Source organism: Streptomyces sp. NBC_00683, assembly GCF_036226745.1.
In the GTDB taxonomy this organism is placed as follows: Bacteria; Actinomycetota; Actinomycetes; order Streptomycetales; family Streptomycetaceae; genus Streptomyces.
In genome coordinates, this window is the sequence record NZ_CP109013.1 from 4414175 (window position 1) to 4434021 (window position 19847).

The following is a 19847-nucleotide window of genomic DNA, read 5'->3' on the forward strand; positions in this document are numbered from 1 at the left end:
CCGGCCGGTCAGTTCACGCGGCGCAACCGCAGCCCCAGGAACCCCAGACCCAGGCCGACCAGGGCGATTCCCACCCCGAGCGACACCTGCTGCACCTGACGTACGGCGGGCTCGTCCAGTGCCTGGCGGGAGGTCCGGCCGGGCTCGGGGAACGCGTCGGGCGGGGGTGTGACCGCAGGGACGGGATCCTCCTCCGGCGGGACCTCGTCGGCGGAGGCCGAGGCGTCCGCGAGCTCCATGGGGGAGAGCGACCGCCCGGGCCGCGCCCGGCCCTCCCCGGCCTGTCTCCCAGCCATGGGGGACTCCTCCGCCGAGGGGCTCGCGGAGGAGGGCGGTGCGGCGGGAGCGGCCAGGGGTCCCGCGAGAAGTACGCGCTGAGGAGGGGACTGCACGCCCCGCCCGTCCCCGTGCGCCACGGCGATCGGTCCGAGCGCCGCCCCGGCCGCCATCACCAGACAGGCCACGCATCGCGACGATCGTGAAGCCAGGAGTCCTGGAGGCATGAGATCAGCGTCACATGGCGTGATATGTCCGGCATCCCGGACACGGCTCACCAGAACGACCGGCGGCCCGCCCCTGAGTGAGGCCCCGCCCCGCCCCTGAGCGACCCGTAGCCCGTCCGGAGACGACCGGCCCTGGATCCCCGGGAGCGACCCGGCCCCCGGCGCCCCGAGGGCGGTCAGCAGCCGCGTACGCGCCAGGTCAGGCCGGGTCGCCGGTCGCGATGCGCAGCTCGAAGTGGGCGCCCCGCTCGGCGACCGCCGTACCCGAGGTCGGGAACTGGTCGATGACCTGGTCCTCGGCGTAGGTGTTGCCCTCCACCTCGATGACCTTGACCGTCCAGCCTGCGGCGGCGGCGCAGGACTTCGCCGAGATGATGTCCTTGTAGACGAAGTTCGGCGCCTGGACCTTCGCCGGGTCGTCCGTGTCCTCCGTGGCGTCGGTGCAGTCCTCGGTGTCCATCGTCCGGTTCCGCTCCGGCGGCTTGTGCTCGCCCGCCACCGTCGACTCGCTGGTGTCCGGGTCGCCGCCCTTGCCGTTGTCCGTGTCGTCCTTCATGTTCAGGAAGGCGACCAGGCCGCCGATCGCGAGCAGGGCGACCACGATCGAGCCCACGACGACCGGCATGTTGCGCTTGGACCCACCGCCGTTGACGGCGGTCGAGGACTGGTGGGACAGCGTGTACGGGGGCGGCGTCTGGTGTGCCAGGGGCGCGTGGGTGCCGTACGGCTGAGGTGCTTGCGGGTAGCCGTAACCCGGAGTGGGCGCGGGGGTCGCCGGGCCGTACGGGCCGGGCTGGTGCTGCTGGTGGGGCTGCGGCTGGTACGGCGTCTGCACACCGTGCGGTGCGGGTGTGGTCTGGTCGACGGGTGGGAAGACCGCCGAGCCGACGCCCGAGCCGCTGTTCGCCGGGGCGGTGCCACCGATGATCACGGGAGCGCCCGCATGGGCGCCGGCGCTCAGGACGCGGACGACCTCGTCCTGCATCGCGGCGGCGCTGGGGAAGCGCTCGTTCGGGTTCTTCTTCAGCGCGCGGGCGACGAGCGCGTCCATCGCGGGGGTGATCGACCGGTTGATGCTGGACGGTGCGACCGGCTCCTCCTGCACATGCGCGTAGGCGATGGCGAGCGGGGAGTCCGCTTCGAACGGGATCCGGCCCGTGAGCAGCTGGAAGAGCATGATGCCGACCGAGTAGAGGTCGGACCGCGCGTCCACACCGCGGCCGAGGGCCTGCTCGGGCGAGAGGTACTGGGGCGTACCGACGACCATGCCGGTCTGGGTCATCGAGGTGACGCCCGACTGCATGGCGCGGGCGATGCCGAAGTCCATGACCTTGACGACGCCGCGCTTGGTCATCATCACGTTGCCGGGCTTGATGTCGCGGTGGACCAGGCCCATTTCGTGGCTGGTCTCCAGCGCGGCGAGCACGTCGGCCGTCACCTTGAGCGCCTTGTCGGCGGGCATCGCGCCGTAGTTCTGGATGTCCGCCTGGAGGACGGAGCCGAGCGGCTGCCCCTCGACGTACTCCATGACGATGTACGGCATCAGCGCGCCGCCGAGCTCGTCCTCGCCCGTGTCGAACACCGAGACGATGTTGGTGTGCTGCAGTTTGGCGACGGCCTGCGCCTCGCGCCGGAACCGCTCGCGGAAGGACTGCTCGCGCCCCAGCTCCGTGTGCAGCGTCTTGATCGCGACCTGGCGGTCGAGGGCGGAGTCGTACGCGAGGTAGACGGACGCCATCCCGCCTTCGCCGAGCAGGTCGCGCAGCTGGTAGCGGCCGCCGGCCACGGAACCGCCCGCGTAGCGACCCTGTGCGCCGTGTGCGCCGTCCTGGCTCATGACTTGCATCCCCCTCGGCGCCCACGGACGCGTGATCCCTATTACGGGCCAAGTCTGCCCGAGGGGTCCGACACGTCAAGCCAGGTGCCCGTTCCGTGACCCTACGCACAAGAAGCGTCTCGGAAGCGTTACAGGAACCGCATGGAATTTGCGTGAGCGGCGCGCCAGCCGATTGGATGACCCGTCCCTCTCGGAACCGGTGTGTCCGGCAGAGGCTGTAGCGTGACGTGGCAATGCAGCAAGGCACCGTGAGAACGCGCGGAAGCGCGGACAGATACGACGGCGAGGACTGATGGCACCCGAACCCGAAGCAAACGGCGGCGGATTTTCGGATGGCACCGACTCCGGGATCGTCGGCGGCGTGGTCGGGGACGGCCGTTACCGCATGACCCACCGGCTGGGACGCGGCGGTATGGCCGAGGTCCTCGCCGCGGAGGACGTGCGTCTGGGACGCACGGTCGCGGTGAAACTGCTCCGTTCCGACCTCGCCGAGGACCCGGTCTCCAAGGCCCGCTTCACGCGCGAGGCGCAGTCGGTCGCGGGCCTCAACCACCATGCGATCGTCGCCGTGTACGACTCCGGCGAGGACGTCGTGGCCGGCGCCACCGTCCCGTACATCGTCATGGAGCTGGTCGAGGGCCGCACCATCCGCGATCTGCTGCTCAACGCCGAGGCCCCGCCGCCCGAGCAGGCGCTGATCATCGTCTCGGGGGTGCTGGAGGCGCTCGCGTACTCCCACCAGCACGGCATCGTGCACCGTGACATCAAGCCCGCGAACGTGATCATCACGCATTCCGGCGCGGTCAAGGTGATGGACTTCGGCATCGCCCGTGCGCTGCACGGCGCCCAGTCGACGATGACCCAGACGGGCATGGTCATGGGTACGCCCCAGTACCTCTCCCCCGAACAGGCGCTCGGCAAGGCGGTCGACCACCGTTCCGACCTGTACGCCACGGGCTGCCTGCTCTACGAACTCCTCGCCCTGCGGCCGCCGTTCACCGGTGAGACGCCTCTGTCCGTCGTGTACCAGCACGTCCAGGACATTCCGGTGCCGCCCTCCGAGGTCTCGGACGGCGTGCCGCCGGAGCTGGACGGCCTCGTCATGCGCTCGCTCGCGAAGGACCCGGACGACCGGTTCCAGAGCGCCGAGGAGATGCGCGGCCTGGTCCAGTACAGCCTGCAGATGCTCCAGGTCCAGGGCGGTCACACGGGCACCTGGAACACCGGCCCGGTCGTGATGAACGACAGCGGCCGCACCGCGCCGATGAACATCGGCGGCGGTACGGCGGCGATGGGTCACCCGATGCACGGGGACACCTCGCAGGGCCCGATCCTGCCGCCCATGAACCCCGACGACGGGGCGTACGCCGGCGGGCACCGCAACGGCGGCGGGCGCGGCAAGATGTGGCTCTTCGTCCTGCTGGCCCTGGTCGCGATCGGCGCGGGTGTCGCGTTCGCCGTCAACGCGGCCAACGACGCGAACAACAAGAAGACACCGACCCACCCGTCCACCTCGGTCTCCCCGTCCGCGTCGGAGGCCTCCCCGGAGCCGACGGACGAGGAGACGGAGGAGACCGAGGAACCGGACGACTCGACGGGCGGCCAGAACTGGCCCACCAAGGAGCCGACGTGGACCCCGTCCACCGAGCCGACCGAGCCGACGGCGACGCCGACCGAGCCCACGTCCTCGCCGGGCACGAACACGGGCACGTCCGACGGCAACACCAACGAGGGCGGGGACGGCGGGACGACCACCGAGCCGACCGATCCCGCCACGGATCCGGGTACTCCGGGCGGCGGTGAAGTCGAAGGCGCGGCCGAGGGTGCTGCGGGCGATACCGCCGGAGGCGCCACCCCGTAGGCAGCCGCGGGCCGTTAGGCACCCGCGGGGCCCTCAGCCCGTGAAGGCCTCGCACACCGCCTCGTACTCCCGCGTCCACCACACCGCCAGGGCCGACACCGCAGGAAACTGCGGGTCGGCCCTGCGGTCGTGCAGGCGGTAGCGCCAGCGCAGTATCCAGAAGTCGTTGAGCCGTTCCCACCACACGCGGTGCACCGCCGCCGCAAGCTCCGCCGCTCCGGCGCCGGCCGACCGCCGGTAGGCGCGCGCGTACGCCCGGACCTTCTCCAGGTCCAGTTCCCCGTCCGGCCGGACGAAGAAGATCGCCGCGGCCCGTACGGCCTCCTCGGCACGGGGCTGCACGCCCAGCCGGTCCCAGTCCACGATCGCGACGGGGTCCGCACCCCGGTAGAGCAGGTTCAGCGGATGGAAGTCGCCGTGCACCCAGCCCCGGGCCGGCCCCGCCGGGGTGGGCGGGCGGCGGTGCGCGTGCTGTTCCAGCAGGGCGCGGCGTTCGACGAGGCGGTGCACGGCGAGCTCGTCGAAGGCGTCCCGGGGTCCCATGCCGCGCGCGGCCGCCAGCAGGTCGTCGATCAGCGCGAACGTGTCGGCGGGGTCGGGGCTCTGCCCTCGTACCGGAGGCGGCGGGTCCGCCTCCATGACCTGTTCCAGATGCGTGTGTACGGCTCCGAGGAGCGCCCCGAGCCGTTGCGACTGGGCGGTCGTCAGTTGGGCGCCGTCCCGGTGGAGGCCGTCCACCCAGGGGTGCAGGGCATAGTGCTGACCGTCGATCACCGTGACGGTGTCACCCTCTGTGTCCGCGAGGGGCGGGGCGACCGGTACACCGAGGGAGTGGAGCTGCTGGGTCGCCCGGTGCTGCCGGACGATCGTGGCGTGGTCCCCGCTGGCGTCGTCGAGGTGGTGCTTGTCCAAGTGGTGCTTGAGGAAGTACGCACCGCGGGTGGTGGAGATCCGGTAGCCGTGGTTGAGCAGGCCTTTGGTGAGCGGCTCGCAGGCCAGAGGCTCACCGGCGTCCGGATAGCGGCGCAGCACCTCGCCGACCGGCGGAACAGGTGGGAGGGTCACAGATGAGCGCAGCACTCGCCACATGTTAGGTGACGCTGAGTGGCTGGTTTCACTGACTTGCGTCGAAGCTCAGAGTGTGCATCTGGACGACGTGCGGATCGAGCCGGAGGAACACCGGATCAAAGGTCTCGCCGTTCACCTCGGCGGGGCCGGTCCCGAAGAGTTCTCGCTGGTCAGCGGTCGGGTGCACGATTTCGGCGGGGCCGGTGAACTGGACCGACCACAGCTCCTCCGCGTCGTCGGGCGCACGGTCCGTCCGGGAGTTGAAGTTGTCCGCCCCGTAGGCGATGACACTCCCGTCGCAGGACTCGTGATAGCCGAGTCCCCGGTGCATCCGCAGGACGACGCGGCCCTCGATCACCAGGTGACGGGCCACGGCCAGGAAGGGCAGGGCGCGCATGCTGGTGGCCAGCCGGCCGTAGCGGACGCGGCCGAGCAGTTCGATGGCATGGAGGTCGTCGGAGGGGCGGGGAGAAAGCATGCGTTCCACTCTCCGGCACCTGTAGGGGCGGGGTAAGAGTCGGCCGCCCCGGTCGCGCCGGGACCAAAGTCCCGGCCGCGCGGCTCAGCGCTTCTCGGCCTGGAGCCGGGCCACGTATGCCGCGGCCTGCGAGCGCCGCTCCATGCCCAGCTTGGCGAGGAGGCTGGAGACGTAGTTCTTGATGGTCTTCTCGGCCAGGTGCAGCCGTTCGCCGATGACCCGGTTCGTCAGCCCCTCGCCGATGAGGTCGAGGATCCTGCGCTCCTGGTCGGTCAGGCCGGAGAGCCGGTCGTCGCCCTTGCCGTTCTTTCCTTCGCGCAGCCGTTCCAGGACCCGCGCGGTGGCCGCCGGGTCCAGCAGCGATTTCCCGGCCGCGACGTCCCGTACGGCATTCAGCAGTTCGTTGCCGCGGATCGCCTTCAGCACATATCCGGAGGCGCCGGCCATGATCGCGTCGAAGAGGGCCTCGTCATCGGCGTACGAGGTGAGCATCAGACATTTGATCGACTCGTCCTTCGAGCGGACCTCGCGGCAGACCTCGACGCCGCTGCCGTCCGGCAGACGTACGTCCAGGACGGCGACATCCGGCCGTGTCGCCGGGATGCGTACGAGCGCGTCAGCGGCCGTGGAGGCCTCTCCGACCACCTCGATGTCCTCCTCGGCGGAGAGCAGCTCGTGGACTCCGCGCCGGACCACCTCGTGATCGTCTAGCAGAAATACAGTGATTTTTCCATCTTCGGGCACAATCGCAGTCTCACACATTCCTTTCCTGTCTGCCCTTCCCTGGCGGTGTCGGCCGGGATAACGTGCCGTTGTTCCGGCGGCCTGCAAGGCTGTTGCCAGTGCTGTGACCAGCAAGACTTCGCGATTTTTTCGATTTACTTGGAAATCCAAGCAAAATCGCAGGTCACAAGGTGTTTCGCAGTTATGCGGTGCACTGGGTAACGTGCCTATGACAGGGCGCTCGCCGGGGCACCTGTCACGCCTGTTCCCGGCCGAGCGGCACCCACCCCGTGCACGGGTCCGGACACAGGCGAGCCGCACTGGCTTCCCGGCCATCCCGGGGGCCGGACCGACGGAGGAGCACGCACGTGACCGTGGAAAGCACTGCCGCGCGCAAACCGCGACGCGCCAGCAAGCGGACCAGCGCCGCGAAGACGCCACAGACTTCCGAGCCCCAGCTGGTACAGCTGCTGACGCCCGAGGGCGAGCGCGTCGAGCACCCGGACTTCGAGATCGACCTGAGCGCCGAGGAGCTGCGCGGTCTGTACCGCGACATGGTTCTGACCCGCCGTTTCGACGCCGAGGCGACCGCGCTGCAGCGCCAGGGCGAGCTGGGCCTCTGGGCCTCGCTGCTGGGCCAGGAAGCCGCGCAGATCGGCTCCGGCCGGGCCCTGCGCGACGACGACTACGTCTTCCCGACCTACCGGGAGCACGGTGTCGCCTGGTGCCGGGGGGTCGACCCGACCAATCTGCTCGGGATGTTCCGCGGTGTGAACCACGGCGGCTGGGACCCGACGACCAACAACTTCCACCTCTACACGATCGTCATCGGCTCGCAGACCCTGCACGCCACCGGCTACGCCATGGGCGTCGCCAAGGACGGTGCGGACTCGGCCGTGATCGCGTACTTCGGTGACGGCGCCTCCAGCCAGGGCGATGTCGCGGAGGCCTTCACCTTCTCCGCCGTCTACAACGCCCCCGTGGTGTTCTTCTGCCAGAACAACCAGTGGGCGATCTCCGAGCCCACCGAGAAGCAGACCCGAGTGCCGCTCTACCAGCGCGCACAGGGCTTCGGCTTCCCTGGTGTCCGGGTCGACGGCAACGACGTGCTGGCCTGTCTGGCCGTCACCAGGTCGGCGCTGGAGCGTGCCCGCCGGGGCGAGGGTCCCACCCTCGTCGAGGCGTTCACCTACCGGATGGGCGCCCACACCACCTCCGACGACCCGACCAAGTACCGGGCGGACGAGGAGCGGGTGGCATGGGAGGCCAAGGACCCGATCCTGCGGTTGCGCACGTACCTGGAGAACCAGGGCCTCGCCGACGCGGAGTACTTCGCCGCGCTGGAGGAGGAGAGCGAGACCCTCGGCAAGCGGGTACGCGAAGCGGTACGGGCCATGCCCGACCCGGACCGGCTGGCGATCTTCGACCACGCCTACGCCGACGGCAGCCCGCTCGTCGACGAGGAGCGCGCACAGTTCGCCGCCTACCAGGCATCGTTCGCCGAGGAGGGCAACTAGCCATGGCCGTTGAGAAGATGTCCATCGCGAAGGCGCTCAACGAGTCGCTGCGCAAGGCACTGGAGACCGACCCCAAGGTCCTCATCATGGGTGAGGACGTCGGCAAGCTGGGCGGGGTCTTCCGCATCACGGACGGACTCCAGAAGGACTTCGGCGAGGACCGGGTCATCGACACCCCGCTCGCCGAGTCCGGCATCGTCGGTACGGCGATCGGCCTGGCCCTGCGCGGATACCGCCCGGTCGTCGAGATCCAGTTCGACGGCTTCGTCTTCCCCGCGTACGACCAGATCGTCACGCAGCTCGCCAAGATGCACGCCCGCGCGCTCGGCAAGATCAAGATGCCGGTCGTCGTCCGTATCCCGTACGGCGGCGGCATCGGTGCCGTCGAGCACCACAGCGAGTCGCCCGAGGCCCTGTTCGCGCACGTCGCGGGCCTGAAGGTCGTCTCGCCGTCCAATGCGAGCGATGCCTACTGGATGATGCAGCAGGCCGTCCAGAGCGACGACCCGATCATTTTCTTCGAGCCGAAGCGCCGCTACTGGGACAAGGGAGAACTCGACACCGAGTCCATCCCCGGCCCGCTGCACAAGGCCGCCGTGGCACGTGAGGGCTCCGACCTCACGCTCGCCGCGTACGGCCCGATGGTGAAGGTCTGCCTGGAGGCGGCCGCCGCCGCGCAGGAGGAGGGCAAGTCGCTCGAGGTCCTGGACCTGCGGTCGATGTCCCCGATCGACTTCGACGCCGTCCAGACGTCGGTCGAGAAGACCGGCCGGCTCGTGGTGGTCCACGAGGCGCCGGTGTTCTACGGCTCCGGGGCCGAGATCGCGGCCCGGATCACCGAGCGCTGCTTCTACCACCTCGAAGCACCGGTACTGAGGGTCGGCGGCTACCACGTCCCGTACCCGCCGGCCCGGCTCGAGGACGAGTACCTGCCGGGTCTCGACCGGGTGCTCGACGCCGTCGACCGCTCGCTGGCGTACTGAGGAGAGGGATCGTGACGACGATGACTGAAACGTCTGCTCGTTTCCGCGAGTTCAAGATGCCGGATGTGGGCGAAGGACTGACCGAGGCGGAAATCCTCAAGTGGTTCGTCCAGCCCGGCGACACCGTCACCGACGGACAGGTCGTGTGCGAGGTCGAGACGGCGAAGGCGGCCGTGGAGCTGCCGATCCCGTTCGACGGGGTGGTGCACGAGCTGCGCTTCCCCGAGGGCACGACCGTCGATGTCGGCGAGGTGATCATCGCGGTGGACGTGGCACCCGGCAGCGGTGACGCCCCCGCCGTCCCGGAAGCCGCATCCACGGCCGCTCCGGAGCCCGTTGCGAAGGCGGAGCCGGAGGCGCCCAAGGGCCGTCAGCCGGTGCTCGTCGGCTACGGCGTGGCCGAAGCCTCCACCAAGCGCCGTGCCCGCAAGGGCGTCGAGGTCCCGGGTCCGGCCGCTGCCGCGATCCAGGCCGAGATCAACGGCCACGGTGCCGTGGCCGTGGCAGTGGTCCCGGAGACCCGGCCGCTCGCCAAGCCGCCGGTGCGCAAGCTCGCCAAGGACCTGGGCATCGACCTCGCGACGGTCACCCCGACCGGTGAGGGCGGCATCATCACCCGCGAGGACGTCCACGCCGCGGTCGCGCCCGCGGCTGTCGAGGCCCCCGCCGCTCCGGCGCCGGTGGTCGCCCCGGCAGCCCCCGTCACCGCCGCCGCTTCCGCGGTGGAGAGTGTCCAGGGCGCCCGGGAGACCCGTATCCCGGTCAAGGGCGTACGGAAGGCCATCGCGCAGGCCATGGTCGGCAGCGCCTTCACGGCTCCGCACGTCACCGAGTTCGTGACGGTCGACGTGACCCGCACGATGAAGCTCGTGGCGGAGCTCAAGGAGGACAAGGACCTCGCGGGAGTCCGGGTCAACCCGCTCCTGATCATCGCCAAGGCGCTCCTGGTCGCGATCAAGCGCAACCCGGACGTCAACGCGGCCTGGGACGAGGCCAACCAGGAGATCGTGCAGAAGCACTACGTCAACCTGGGTATCGCCGCGGCCACCCCGCGCGGACTGATCGTGCCGAACATCAAGGACGCGCACGACAAGACCCTTCCCCAGCTGGCCGCGGCACTGGGCGAGCTGGTCTCCACGGCACGCGAGGGCAAGACGTCCCCCGCCGCCATGGCGGGCGGCACGGTGACCATCACGAACGTCGGCGTCTTCGGCGTCGACACGGGTACGCCGATCCTGAACCCGGGCGAGTCAGCGATCCTCGCGGTCGGCTCGATCAAGCTCCAGCCGTGGGTCCACAAGGGCAAGGTGAAGCCCCGCCAGGTGACGACGCTGGCACTGTCGTTCGACCACCGGCTGGTCGACGGCGAGCTCGGCTCCAAGGTGCTCGCGGACGTCGCGGCGATCCTGGAACAGCCGAAGCGCCTGATCACCTGGGCCTAGCGAGCCTGTTCCACAGACGGAGAGAGGGGCCTCCCGCATCGTGCGGGAGGCCCCTCTCTCCGTCTGCCGTGCCCGGGGCTACTTCTTGAAGCCGTAGTCCAGGAGCTTCTTGGCGTCCGCGGTCCGGGTGGTCGAGGACGTCGCGGTGAGAACGGTGCCGATGACGGTCCTGCCGTTACGGGTCGCGGCGAAGACCAGGCAGTACTTGGCCGTCGGCCCGGAGCCGGTCTTCACACCGATGGCGCCGGTGTAGCTGCCGAGCAGGGTGTTGGTGTTGGACCACGACATGTAGCGGTAGCCGCCGCTCTTCGTCGTGACCTTCTGCTTCGTCGACTTCGTCTTCACGATGGCGCGGAACGTGGAGTTCTTCATCGCACCGCTGGCGATCTTCGTCAGATCACGGGGCGTCGAGTAGTTCGATCCGCTGCTGATGCCGTCGAACGAGTCGAAGTGGGTGTTCTTCAGGCCGAGAGCCTTCGCGTCGGCGTTCATCTTGCCGATGAAGGACTTGACCCTCGCCGCGCGGGTGGTGCCGGTGCCGAACTTGTCGGCCAGGGCGTACGCCGCGTCACAGCCGGACGGCAGCATCAGCCCGTAGAGGAGCTGGCGGACCGTCACCTTGTCGCCGACGATCAGCCGGGCCGACGAGGCGGTCTTGGAGACGATGTAGTCGCTGTAGGCCTTCTGGATCGTGACCTTGGCGTCCAGGTTCAGGTTCTTCTGGCCCAGCACCACCTTGGCGGTCATTATTTTCGTGGTGGAGCCGGTGGAACGGCGGGTGTCCGCGGTTTTGCTGTAGAGCGCCCTCGCGGTGCCGTTGTCCATCACGAAGCCGCCCTTGGCCGTGATCGTGGGCGTGGGCGGAGTCGCTGCCTGCGCCGTGGAGGCGAACGCACCGCCCGTGAGGACGGCGCCCGCGGTGAGGACCGCGGTGGCGGCAACGGTTGCGCGATTTATGCCCCTAAGACCAATTTTCAAGTCAAACGCTCCAAATACCGCCGAAATGCGGCTACATGAGGGTGCCGCTCGAAGGTGAGACTCCTGAGGGCCACGGATGGATGTGCCCCCGTGAGGGTGATTTCGGCCATGCGGCCGGACGGGCCGTGCGGCTCCGGGGTTGTGTCCCGAATCGTGGACGGCTCCTGTCATGGGTACATGTTGTATCTATGCTGTGTGCATGCCTGCCGCACCCCCTGCCCCCGTCAAGCAGCCCCCCGCCGCCGAGCGTGTGTACACGCACATCAAGGAGGCGGTCCTGGACCGTCGTTACGAGGGCGGCACGCTCCTCACCGAGGGCGACCTGGCGGATGCCGTGGGCGTGTCCCGCACGCCCGTGCGGGAGGCGCTCCTGCGCCTCGAGGTCGAAGGGCTGATCAAGCTCTACCCGAAGAAGGGCGCCCTGGTGCTCGCCGTCTCCGCGCAGGAAATCGCGGACGTCGTGGAGACCCGGCTGCTCGTCGAGGAGTTCGCCGCCCGCAAGGCCGTCCCCGCCCCGGCGCAGCTGATCGCCCGGCTCGAACAGCTGCTGGAGGAACAGCGGCAGCTGGCCGAGGAGGGGGATCTGGCCGCCGTAGCGGTCAAGGACCGCTGTTTCCACGCCGAGATCGTGCGGAACGCGGGCAACGAGATCCTCTCGCGCCTCTACGACCAGCTGCGCGATCGGCAACTGCGTATGGGTGTCGCCGTGATGGAGGCGCACCCCGGCAGGATCGCCGCGAACATCACCGAGCACGGCGAGCTGCTGGACGCCATCAGGGCCGGTGACGCGGAAGGCGCCGCGCAGGTCGTGCGCCGCCATGTCAGCCGGGTCAAGGTGCTGGTCAGGGGTGATGACCGGTGACGTCCGGCGTCCCCACCCTCCCCCTGCCCGGCGATCCGCCCGGCGGCCGGCGTGCCGCCCGGATCTGGGGCATCGGGGTGGCCGTCTACTTCGTGGCCATCATCTTCCGTACGAGTCTGGGTGTCGCGGGGCTCGACGCCGCCGACCGGTTCGACGTCAACGCCTCGGCGCTGTCGACGTTCTCCATCCTCCAACTGCTCGTCTACGCGGGCATGCAGATACCTGTCGGTCTGATGGTCGACCGGCTCGGCACCAAGAAGGTCCTCACCATCGGGGCGGTGCTCTTCACCCTGGGACAGCTCGGCTTCGCGCTCTCCCCCTCGTACGGAATGGCGCTCGCCTCCCGAGCCCTGCTCGGCTGCGGCGACGCGATGACGTTCATCAGCGTGCTGCGCCTCGGTGCCCGCTGGTTCCCCGCCCGGCGAGGGCCGATGATCGGTCAGGTCGCCGCGCTGTTCGGAATGGCGGGCAACCTCGTCTCGACCCTCTTCATCGCCCGTGCGCTGCACGGCTTCGGCTGGACCACGACCTTCGTGGGCAGTTCGGTCGCCGGTGTCGTGGTGCTGGTGCTGCTGATGCTCTTCCTGAAGGACCACCCCGAGGGCCACGAGCCGCCGCCCGCCGAGCACGCGGGCGCCGCGTACGTGCGCCGGCAGATCGCCGCCGCGTGGCGGGAGCCGGGTACCCGTCTCGGCATGTGGGTGCACTTCACCACCCAGTTCCCCGCGATGGTCTTCCTGCTGCTGTGGGGCATGCCGTTCCTGGTGGAGGCGCAGGGGCTGAGCAGGGGCACCGCCGGTGAACTGCTCACCCTGGTGGTGCTCTCCAACATGGTGGTGGGGCTCGTCTACGGGCAGATCATCGCCCGGCACCATGCGGCGCGCGCCCCGCTGGCCCTCGGTACCGTCGCGGTGACCGCGCTCCTCTGGGCGGCCACGATCCTCCACCCCGGTGACCACGCTCCGATGTGGCTGCTGGTCACCCTGTGCGTGGTGCTGGGCTCCTGCGGACCCGCGTCGATGATCGGCTTCGACTTCGCCCGGCCCGCCAATCCGCCGGAGCGCCAGGGCACCGCTTCGGGCATCGTCAACATGGGCGGCTTCGTCGCCTCGATGACCACGCTGTTCGCGGTCGGCGTGCTGCTGGACGCGACCGGTGACAACTACCGCGTCGCGTTCGCCTCGGTCTTCGTCCTGGAGGTGGTCGGGGTGCTGCAGATCCTGCGGCTGCACGCGAGTGCCACGCACAGGGAACGCGACCATCACGTGGTCAGCCGGGTGGAAGCCGTGCACGTACCCGCGTGACCGTACGCCCCGGCGGCGCGCCCGTCCCTGTCCTTCGGCGGACGGGCGCCGCCGGTCACTTCACCCCGGTCACTTCACCCCGGCACGAAGGCCCCGTCAGGGCCTCGACCGCACTACGACGTCACGACGAAGTTCCGCAGGATGCTCGCCGCGAGGTCCTGGTCGCCGTCGACCTTGATCCGGTCCTCGACCGCCTGCGGGCGCACCCGGCCGCAGGCCAGGCGGTAGTACGTCTCCCAGTCCATCGACAGGGTCGCCGCGGGGCCCAGTGACGGCGCACCGTCGACCGAACCGCGTCCGTCCCCGTCGACGCGGACCGTGCGCAGGAACTCCACGGGGCCGTGCACATCGAACACCACCGCCGAATTGGGCGGTGCGCCCGCGTCCTTGGCGACCACATCGGGCAGCGCGGCCAGGAGGGTGTCCCGGGTGATCAGGGCGCCGGGGGAGTCCATGTTGCCGGGCTGGCCCAGCGTCGTACGCAGGTCCTGCTCGTGGACCCAGACGTCGAAGGCCCGCATGTGCAGTGCCAGTTCCAGCGTCTGCTCGGCGCCCAGCGGTGCCCGCACCATCGTCTCGGGCGCCCGTGTCTCGTTGCGCAGCTGACGCATGCGCCGGATGAGCGTGTACTCCAGCTCGGAGGTCATCTCCGGCGCCGTGTGGTGGCGCCGTACGTCGACCTGCATCTCCATGTACCGCTGGTGGTCGTTGTGCACGTGGTAGAGGTCGCGCGGCAGTGTGTGGATCGGGCGCGGATCGCCGAGTTGCTCGCACTCCATGCCGATGACGTGCGAGACGATGTCGCGCACCGACCAGCCCGGGCAGGGGGTACGGCGGTTCCACTCCCCCTCGGCGAGCGGCTTCACCAGCTCGGCTATCGACTCGACGGATTGGGTCCAGGCATCGGCGTAGGTCTGGAGGCTGGGATGGACGGTCACGGGACCCCTCGTGCGGTTCTGCGGTGCATGGGCTGGAGTGCAGGGAGTGCTGGCGGCTGGCCGGCACTGACGGCGCTGTCTGCGGGCTGCGTGGGAGGTTCGCTCGCTAAGTTACGCTGCGAGCAGGCACCCCGGCAGTGCTTTCGTGTGACGATCGTAGGCCCGTGTTGACGGCTCGAATGCCAGGACGGTGGTAGTGTGCGCGCCTCCCTCATCCAGATCGCAGTAGACCCGGACGAATCAGTCAATTCCCGTAGGGAACGAGCAGCTTCGCTGGTCGTGGCCCAGGGGGATGCGGATCTGGTGGTCCTGCCCGAGCTCTGGCCGGTCGGCGCCTTCGCGTACACCGTTTTCGCCGACGAGGCCGAACCGCTCGAGGGGCCCACCCACGACGTGATGGCGAAGGCCGCGGCCGAGGCCGGGGTCTGGCTGCACGCGGGTTCCTTCGTCGAGCGGGCCGATGACGGCACCCTCTACAACACCTCGCTGGTCTTCTCGCCCCAGGGCGAGCGGGTCGCCGCCTATCGCAAGATCCACCGCTTCGGCTTCGACAAGGGCGAAGCGGTGATGATGGGCGCCGGCGAGGAGCTCGTCACGGTAGCCCTGCCGCAGACCACGCTCGGTCTTGCCACGTGCTACGACCTGCGCTTTCCGGAGATGTTCCGGGGTCTGGTCGACGCGGGTGCCGACACGCTGGTCATCGCGGCCGGCTGGCCGGAGCGTCGCCGCTCGCACTGGACGCTGCTGGCGCAGGCGCGGGCCGTCGAGAACCAGGCGTACGTCCTGGCCGTCGGCACGGCGGGCACCCACGCCGGGGTCGAGCAGGCAGGGCGCAGCATCGTCGTCGACCCGTGGGGCGAGGTGCTCGCCGAGGCGGGTGCCGCGGAGGAGGTGCTCACCGTGGAATTCGACCCGGCGAGGACGGCCACCACACGGGAGCAGTTCCCGGCACTCAAGGACCGGCGTCTGGGTCTCGCTCCGCCGCGCTGACCCGGACGTGCGGGAGTGTGGCATGCCCGGATGTGCGGGAGTGCGTCATACCGGCCGTGCGGGCGTTTCACGTGAAACAGCCCGCCCGGCTGTCAGTCGTCGCCGAGCTCCTTGTCCGCCAGGACGATCACGCACACCGCCACGGCGATGAGCAGCGACGTGTCGGCGTCCTCGCGCACGATGTCGATGCCGTACGTGTCCCGGACGGTGAGCCACCGCCGCGAGATCTGGGCGAGCAGTTCGCCGTCGTAGTCCACGGCGAATTCGCGGTCCAGGATCTTGCCGCTGACGTCGAGTTCGGTGCCGTCCACCAAGGTCACCCGGTAGTGGTTGCGCAGCAGTGAGAGCCGCTTGCGCCTGATCCTGGCGAGCTCCTCGCCGTCCCGCTGGATGATCATGGTGTCGCGCAGGCTGAGCAGCTTCTGCCGGAACTCGACCAGCACCCGGCCGTCCGCGTCCTTGAGCTCGAAGGTGTCGCGGACCCGCATGGCCTTGCCGTCGACGAGGAAGAGCTTGCGCCCGTCCGTGTCCTCGATCCAGTAGTCGTCGCCGACGGCGAACAGACGCTCACGTACGAGAAGTCTCATGGATCACAGGTTCCCCGACGCCCCACCGGAATGCGCGCAGGCCGGGGTGATGTTGACTGTTGTCATGACTGCACGTGCACGCGTTCGCGCCCCCGAACTGATCGGCAAGGGCGGCTGGCTCAATACAGGCGACCAGCAGTACACCCTCGCTGATCTGCGAGGACGCATTGTGATCCTGGATTTCTGGACCTTCTGCTGTGTGAACTGTCTGCATGTCCTGGACGAGCTGCGCGAACTGGAGGAGAAGCACCGCGACACCGTGGTGATCATCGGCGTGCACTCGCCGAAGTTCGTGCACGAAGCGGAGCACCAGGCGGTCGTCGACGCGGTCGAGCGCTACGAGGTGCACCACCCCGTACTCGACGACCCCGAGCTCGCCACCTGGAAGCAGTACGCCGTGCGGGCCTGGCCGACGCTCGTCGTCGTCGACCCCGAGGGCTACGTCGTCGCACAGCACGCGGGCGAGGGGCATGCGCACGCGATCGAGAAGCTCGTCGAGGAGCTGGAGGCCGAGCACGCGGAGAAGGGCACGCTGCGCCGCGGCGACGGCCCGTACGTGGCACCCGAGCCCGTCGCCACGCATCTGCGCTTCCCCGGCAAGGCGCTGCTGCTGTCCGACGGCGGCTTCCTCGTCTCCGACACCACCCGGCACCGTCTGGTCGAACTGGACGCGGACGGTGAGACGGTCCGCAGGCACTTCGGTGCCGGTGAGCGCGGGCTCGTGGACGGCGGTCCCGACGAGGTCCGGTTCAGCGAGCCGCAGGGGCTCGCGGTCCTGCCCGACGGCCGGATCGCCGTCGCGGACACGGTGAACCACGCGATCCGTGCGCTCGACCTCACGACCGGGCTCACGACCACACTCGCCGGAACCGGCCGTCAGTGGTGGCAGGGCTCCGCCACCAGCGGCCCGGCCCGGGACGTGGACCTCTCCTCGCCGTGGGACATCGCCTGGTTCGGCGACCGGCTGTGGATCGCCATGGCCGGGGTGCACCAGCTGTGGACGTACGACCCGGCCAAGGGTGCGGTCCAGGTCGCCGCGGGGACGACCAACGAGGGGCTGGTGGACGGACCCGGCGCCGAGGCGTGGTTCGCGCAGCCGTCCGGTCTCGCCGCGGCCGAGGACCGGCTGTGGGTCGCCGACTCGGAGACGTCCTCGCTGCGCTACGTCGACCGGGAGGGTGCCGTACACACCGCGGTCGGCACCGGGCTCTTCGACTTCGGGCACCGCGACGGCCCCGCCGGCCAGGCCCTGTTCCAGCACCCGCTGGGTGTCACGGCCCTGCCCGACGGCTCCGTCGCCGTCAGCGACACGTACAACCACGCCCTGAGGCGTTACGACCCCGAAAGCGGTGAGGTCACCACGCTCGCCACGGATCTGCGTGAGCCGAGTGACGCCGTGCTCGTCGACGGCGATCTGGTCGTCGTCGAGTCGGCCCGGCACCGGCTGACCCGGCTGCGGCTGCCCGACGAGGCGGTACGCGTTGCCGACCAGGCGCACCGCACCAAGCGCGCCGCCACCGAGATCGCCGGCGGAACGCTGCGGCTGGACGTGGTCTTCCAGGCGCCCGCGGGCCAGAAGCTGGACACCCGGTACGGTCCCTCGACCCGGTTGCTGGTCTCCTCGACCCCGCCGGAACTGCTGGCGGAGGGCTCGGGGCCGGGCACGGACCTGGGCCGTGACCTGGTCCTGGCGGACGGGGTCACCGAGGGAGTCCTGCACGTCTCCGCGATGGCGGCGTCCTGCGACGACGATCCGGAGAACGAGTACCCGGCCTGCCATGTGCACCAGCAGGACTGGGGTGTTCCCGTCCGTGTCACCGCCGACGGGGTGTCCAGGCTCCCGCTGGTGCTGGCCGGTATGGACGACCGGGGCTGAGGGCTCGGAAGCCGTCGGCGCCGTTGCGCAGCCCGTGGAGCCGGGCTGCGCAACGGCGCCGCATCAGCCGTTCCCCGAGCCGCTGGGGGCGTCGCCCCGGGGGCCGTATCCACCCCGTACGACGCCGCGTCCGCGCCCTCGGGTCACTGGTAGCGGCGCTCGTTGTCCGACACGACCGTGGTGGTGGGCGGCACGACCATGCGGCGACGGCGCGCGATGCTCATGTAGACGAAGACCCCGACGAGGCCGACCAGCATCATGATCCAGCCGACCATGTCGACGTTGACCGTGTCGAGCTTCCAGTCGGTGGCGAAAGCGAGAATCGCCCCGGCACCGATCAGGAGAATGCATCCTCCGAGTCCCATGATTTCCGCCTCCTCGACGACCCGGTGAATCCGGGCCGGTGTACCGGTCGCGTACCCGGCCCGGCAACAACCATGTCCCGGTGACCTGTCGAGGAGGCGGAGGGTCAGCCGGCCAGGAACGCCGCCAGGGCGTTCGCCAGCAGGTAGGGGTCGTCGGCGCCGCACAGTTCACGGGCGCTGTGCATCGACAGGATCGCGACGCCGACGTCGACGGTCTGGATACCGTGCCGGGCGGCGGTGATCGGACCGATCGTCGTGCCGCAGGGCATCGCGTTGTTGGAGACGAACGTCTGCCACTGCACGCCCGCCTTCTCGCACGCCGCCGCGAACACGGCCCGGCCGCTGCCGTCCGTCGCGTACCGCATGTTGACGTTGACCTTGAGGATCGGGCCGCCGTTGACCACCGGGTGGTGCGTCGGGTCGTGGCGCTCGCCGTAGTTGGGGTGGATCGCGTGACCGGTGTCGGAGGAGAGGCAGACGGTTCCGGCGAACGCCCGGGCGCGGTCCTCGTAACTGCCGCCGCGGGCGAACACGGAGCGCTCCAGGACCGTGCCGAGCAGCGGGCCGTCCGCGCCGGTGTCGGACTGGGAGCCGTTCTCCTCGTGGTCGAAGGCGGCCAGCACGGGGATGTACGGGATCTCGTCGTCGCTCTGCCCGGCCACGGCGGCCAGCGCGGCCGTCGCGGCGTGTACGGAGAGCAGGTTGTCCATGCGGGGTCCGGCCACCAGCTCGCGGTCGCGGCCCAGGTAGGCGGGCGCCTCGACGGCGTGCGGCATCAGGTCCCACCCGGTGACGTCGTCGGCGTCGACGCCCGCCTCCTCGGCCACGAAGCGGATGAGGTCGCCCTCCTCGACCTCACCCAGCCCCCAGATCGGCTGCATGTGCTTCTGCCGGTCGAGCTTGAGCCCCTCGGTGTTGGCCGACCGGTCCAGGTGCACGGCCAGCTGCGGCACGCGCAGCAGCGGGCGGTCGATGTTGACCAGGCGGTGCGTCCCGTCGCGGAGCGAGATACGGCCGGCGAGCCCGAGGTCGCGGTCGAGCCAGGTGTTGAGGAGCGTTCCGCCGTAGATCTCGACGGCGATCTGCCGCCAGCCGTAGGACCCGGTGTCGGGCATCGGCTTGACCCGCAGATTGGGGGAGTCGGTGTGCGCACCGGCGATACGGAACGGGGTGTTGGCCGTGGCCCCCTCCGGCACGTACCAGGCCACGATCGCCCCGCCGCGCAGGACGTACTTGCCGCCCGTGGTGGCGTCCCATTCCGCGGTCTCCTCGACCTGCCGGAAACCCGCCTTCTCCAGCCGGGCCGCGGCGGCGGCCACGGCGTGGTACGGGGAGGGGCCGGCCATCAGGAAGGCCATCAGGTCGTCGGTGTGACCGCGGTCGAAGCGGAGGGGAGAACTCATGCTCTTCACTTTAACGACGGCTGAACGGGAGCATTCGCCGCGTCGGACCAGGGCAGCGGCCCGTCGTCCGGAAACGGCTGCCGCCCGAGCGCCGGACCCGGGTGCCGATCATGGGGACGGCCCGCCCCGGGT

General features: G+C 70.0%; 18 protein-coding genes. 8 read left to right on the top strand and 10 right to left on the bottom strand.

From position 1 onward, the window contains the following. Window positions 1–8: 8 nt before the first annotated feature. Window positions 9–296 (bottom strand): hypothetical protein, encoded by a 288-nt coding sequence (locus OG257_RS19805; protein WP_329209218.1) that lies wholly within the window; start codon window positions 294–296, stop codon window positions 9–11. Between the two features lie 406 nt (window positions 297–702). Then, complete coding sequence (locus OG257_RS19810; protein ID WP_329209219.1) at window positions 703–2340, bottom strand: protein kinase domain-containing protein; 1638 nt, start codon at window positions 2338–2340, stop codon at window positions 703–705. 292 nt (window positions 2341–2632) lie between these two features. On the opposite strand from OG257_RS19810, the gene OG257_RS19815 reads away from it, so the two are divergent. After that, window positions 2633–4201, top strand: coding sequence for a protein kinase domain-containing protein (locus tag OG257_RS19815; protein WP_329209221.1), 1569 nt, complete (start codon window positions 2633–2635; stop codon window positions 4199–4201). 33 nt (window positions 4202–4234) lie between these two features. Here the strand turns inward: OG257_RS19815 and OG257_RS19820 are convergent, their stop codons facing one another. The 3 genes from OG257_RS19820 to OG257_RS19830 form a co-directional block, all read right to left on the bottom strand. Then, on the bottom strand, window positions 4235–5233 hold the full coding sequence (locus tag OG257_RS19820) for a phosphotransferase (RefSeq protein WP_329215204.1): 999 nt from the start codon (window positions 5231–5233) through the stop codon (window positions 4235–4237). 82 nt (window positions 5234–5315) lie between these two features. Then, window positions 5316–5747, bottom strand: a complete 432-nt coding sequence (locus OG257_RS19825) for a pyridoxamine 5'-phosphate oxidase family protein (RefSeq protein ID WP_329209223.1) — start codon at window positions 5745–5747, stop codon at window positions 5316–5318. 84 nt (window positions 5748–5831) lie between these two features. Then, window positions 5832–6491 carry a response regulator transcription factor gene (locus tag OG257_RS19830; RefSeq protein WP_329209225.1) on the bottom strand — a complete coding sequence of 220 codons (660 nt, stop codon included), beginning with the start codon at window positions 6489–6491 and terminating at the stop codon, window positions 5832–5834. A gap of 347 nt (window positions 6492–6838) precedes the next feature. On the opposite strand from OG257_RS19830, the gene pdhA reads away from it, so the two are divergent. The 3 genes from pdhA to OG257_RS19845 are packed head-to-tail and all read left to right on the top strand — an operon-like array spanning window position 6839 to window position 10412. Next, the gene (gene pdhA / locus OG257_RS19835) at window positions 6839–7987 is read left to right on the top strand and encodes a pyruvate dehydrogenase (acetyl-transferring) E1 component subunit alpha (RefSeq protein ID WP_329209227.1); all 1149 of its coding nucleotides are present in this window, start codon (window positions 6839–6841) and stop codon (window positions 7985–7987) included. A 2-nt stretch (window positions 7988–7989) separates the two neighbouring features. After that, a complete protein-coding gene (locus OG257_RS19840; protein ID WP_329209228.1) occupies window positions 7990–8970 on the top strand; it encodes an alpha-ketoacid dehydrogenase subunit beta in 981 nt (326 codons plus the stop codon). A gap of 11 nt (window positions 8971–8981) precedes the next feature. Further along, window positions 8982–10412, top strand: coding sequence for a dihydrolipoamide acetyltransferase family protein (locus tag OG257_RS19845; RefSeq protein ID WP_329209230.1), 1431 nt, complete (start codon window positions 8982–8984; stop codon window positions 10410–10412). A gap of 78 nt (window positions 10413–10490) precedes the next feature. Here the strand turns inward: OG257_RS19845 and OG257_RS19850 are convergent, their stop codons facing one another. Further along, window positions 10491–11390: a D-alanyl-D-alanine carboxypeptidase family protein gene (locus OG257_RS19850; RefSeq protein WP_329209231.1), complete on the bottom strand. Its 900-nt coding sequence runs from the start codon at window positions 11388–11390 to the stop codon at window positions 10491–10493. 199 nt (window positions 11391–11589) lie between these two features. On the opposite strand from OG257_RS19850, the gene OG257_RS19855 reads away from it, so the two are divergent. Together OG257_RS19855 and OG257_RS19860 are read left to right on the top strand one after the other, a co-directional pair. Then, window positions 11590–12252 (top strand): GntR family transcriptional regulator, encoded by a 663-nt coding sequence (locus OG257_RS19855; protein ID WP_329209233.1) that lies wholly within the window; start codon window positions 11590–11592, stop codon window positions 12250–12252. Further along, window positions 12249–13556, top strand: coding sequence for an MFS transporter (locus tag OG257_RS19860; protein ID WP_329209235.1), 1308 nt, complete (start codon window positions 12249–12251; stop codon window positions 13554–13556). Before OG257_RS19855 ends, OG257_RS19860 begins: the two co-directional genes overlap by 4 nt. 113 nt (window positions 13557–13669) lie before the next feature. Here the strand turns inward: OG257_RS19860 and OG257_RS19865 are convergent, their stop codons facing one another. Beyond that, window positions 13670–14494 carry a maleylpyruvate isomerase family mycothiol-dependent enzyme gene (locus OG257_RS19865; RefSeq protein WP_329209236.1) on the bottom strand — a complete coding sequence of 275 codons (825 nt, stop codon included), beginning with the start codon at window positions 14492–14494 and terminating at the stop codon, window positions 13670–13672. Window positions 14495–14692: 198 nt separating this feature from the next. Here OG257_RS19865 and OG257_RS19870 point away from each other — a divergent pair, with 198 nt between their 5' ends. Next, window positions 14693–15484, top strand: a complete 792-nt coding sequence (locus OG257_RS19870; protein WP_329209238.1) for a carbon-nitrogen family hydrolase — start codon at window positions 14693–14695, stop codon at window positions 15482–15484. 92 nt (window positions 15485–15576) lie between these two features. Here OG257_RS19870 and OG257_RS19875 read toward each other — a convergent pair whose 3' ends face one another. Continuing rightward, a complete protein-coding gene (locus tag OG257_RS19875; protein WP_329209240.1) occupies window positions 15577–16071 on the bottom strand; it encodes an LURP-one-related/scramblase family protein in 495 nt (164 codons plus the stop codon). 64 nt (window positions 16072–16135) lie between these two features. On the opposite strand from OG257_RS19875, the gene OG257_RS19880 reads away from it, so the two are divergent. Then, on the top strand, window positions 16136–17947 hold the full coding sequence (locus OG257_RS19880; protein ID WP_329209242.1) for an NHL domain-containing thioredoxin family protein: 1812 nt from the start codon (window positions 16136–16138) through the stop codon (window positions 17945–17947). A 143-nt stretch (window positions 17948–18090) separates the two neighbouring features. Here OG257_RS19880 and OG257_RS19885 read toward each other — a convergent pair whose 3' ends face one another. Further along, window positions 18091–18312, bottom strand: coding sequence for a DUF6458 family protein (locus OG257_RS19885; RefSeq protein WP_329209244.1), 222 nt, complete (start codon window positions 18310–18312; stop codon window positions 18091–18093). A 104-nt stretch (window positions 18313–18416) separates the two neighbouring features. Beyond that, on the bottom strand, window positions 18417–19715 hold the full coding sequence (locus OG257_RS19890) for a M18 family aminopeptidase (RefSeq protein ID WP_329209246.1): 1299 nt from the start codon (window positions 19713–19715) through the stop codon (window positions 18417–18419). Between the last annotated feature and the right edge of the window lie 132 nt (window positions 19716–19847).

What these genes read in the sequence shown, in the direction of transcription:
- OG257_RS19815 (WP_329209221.1), top strand. Translation starts at nt 2,633, where the DNA reads ATGGCACCCGAACCCGAAGCAAACGGCGGCGGATTTTCGGATGGCACC.
- OG257_RS19810 (WP_329209219.1), bottom strand. Translation starts at nt 2,340, where the DNA reads ATGAGCCAGGACGGCGCACACGGCGCACAGGGTCGCTACGCGGGCGGT.
- OG257_RS19880 (WP_329209242.1), top strand. Translation starts at nt 16,136, where the DNA reads ATGACTGCACGTGCACGCGTTCGCGCCCCCGAACTGATCGGCAAGGGC.
- OG257_RS19890 (WP_329209246.1), bottom strand. Translation starts at nt 19,715, where the DNA reads ATGAGTTCTCCCCTCCGCTTCGACCGCGGTCACACCGACGACCTGATG.
- OG257_RS19805 (WP_329209218.1), bottom strand. Translation starts at nt 296, where the DNA reads ATGGCTGGGAGACAGGCCGGGGAGGGCCGGGCGCGGCCCGGGCGGTCG.
- OG257_RS19855 (WP_329209233.1), top strand. Translation starts at nt 11,590, where the DNA reads ATGCCTGCCGCACCCCCTGCCCCCGTCAAGCAGCCCCCCGCCGCCGAG.
- OG257_RS19885 (WP_329209244.1), bottom strand. Translation starts at nt 18,312, where the DNA reads ATGGGACTCGGAGGATGCATTCTCCTGATCGGTGCCGGGGCGATTCTC.
- OG257_RS19875 (WP_329209240.1), bottom strand. Translation starts at nt 16,071, where the DNA reads ATGAGACTTCTCGTACGTGAGCGTCTGTTCGCCGTCGGCGACGACTAC.
- OG257_RS19825 (WP_329209223.1), bottom strand. Translation starts at nt 5,747, where the DNA reads ATGCTTTCTCCCCGCCCCTCCGACGACCTCCATGCCATCGAACTGCTC.
- OG257_RS19840 (WP_329209228.1), top strand. Translation starts at nt 7,990, where the DNA reads ATGGCCGTTGAGAAGATGTCCATCGCGAAGGCGCTCAACGAGTCGCTG.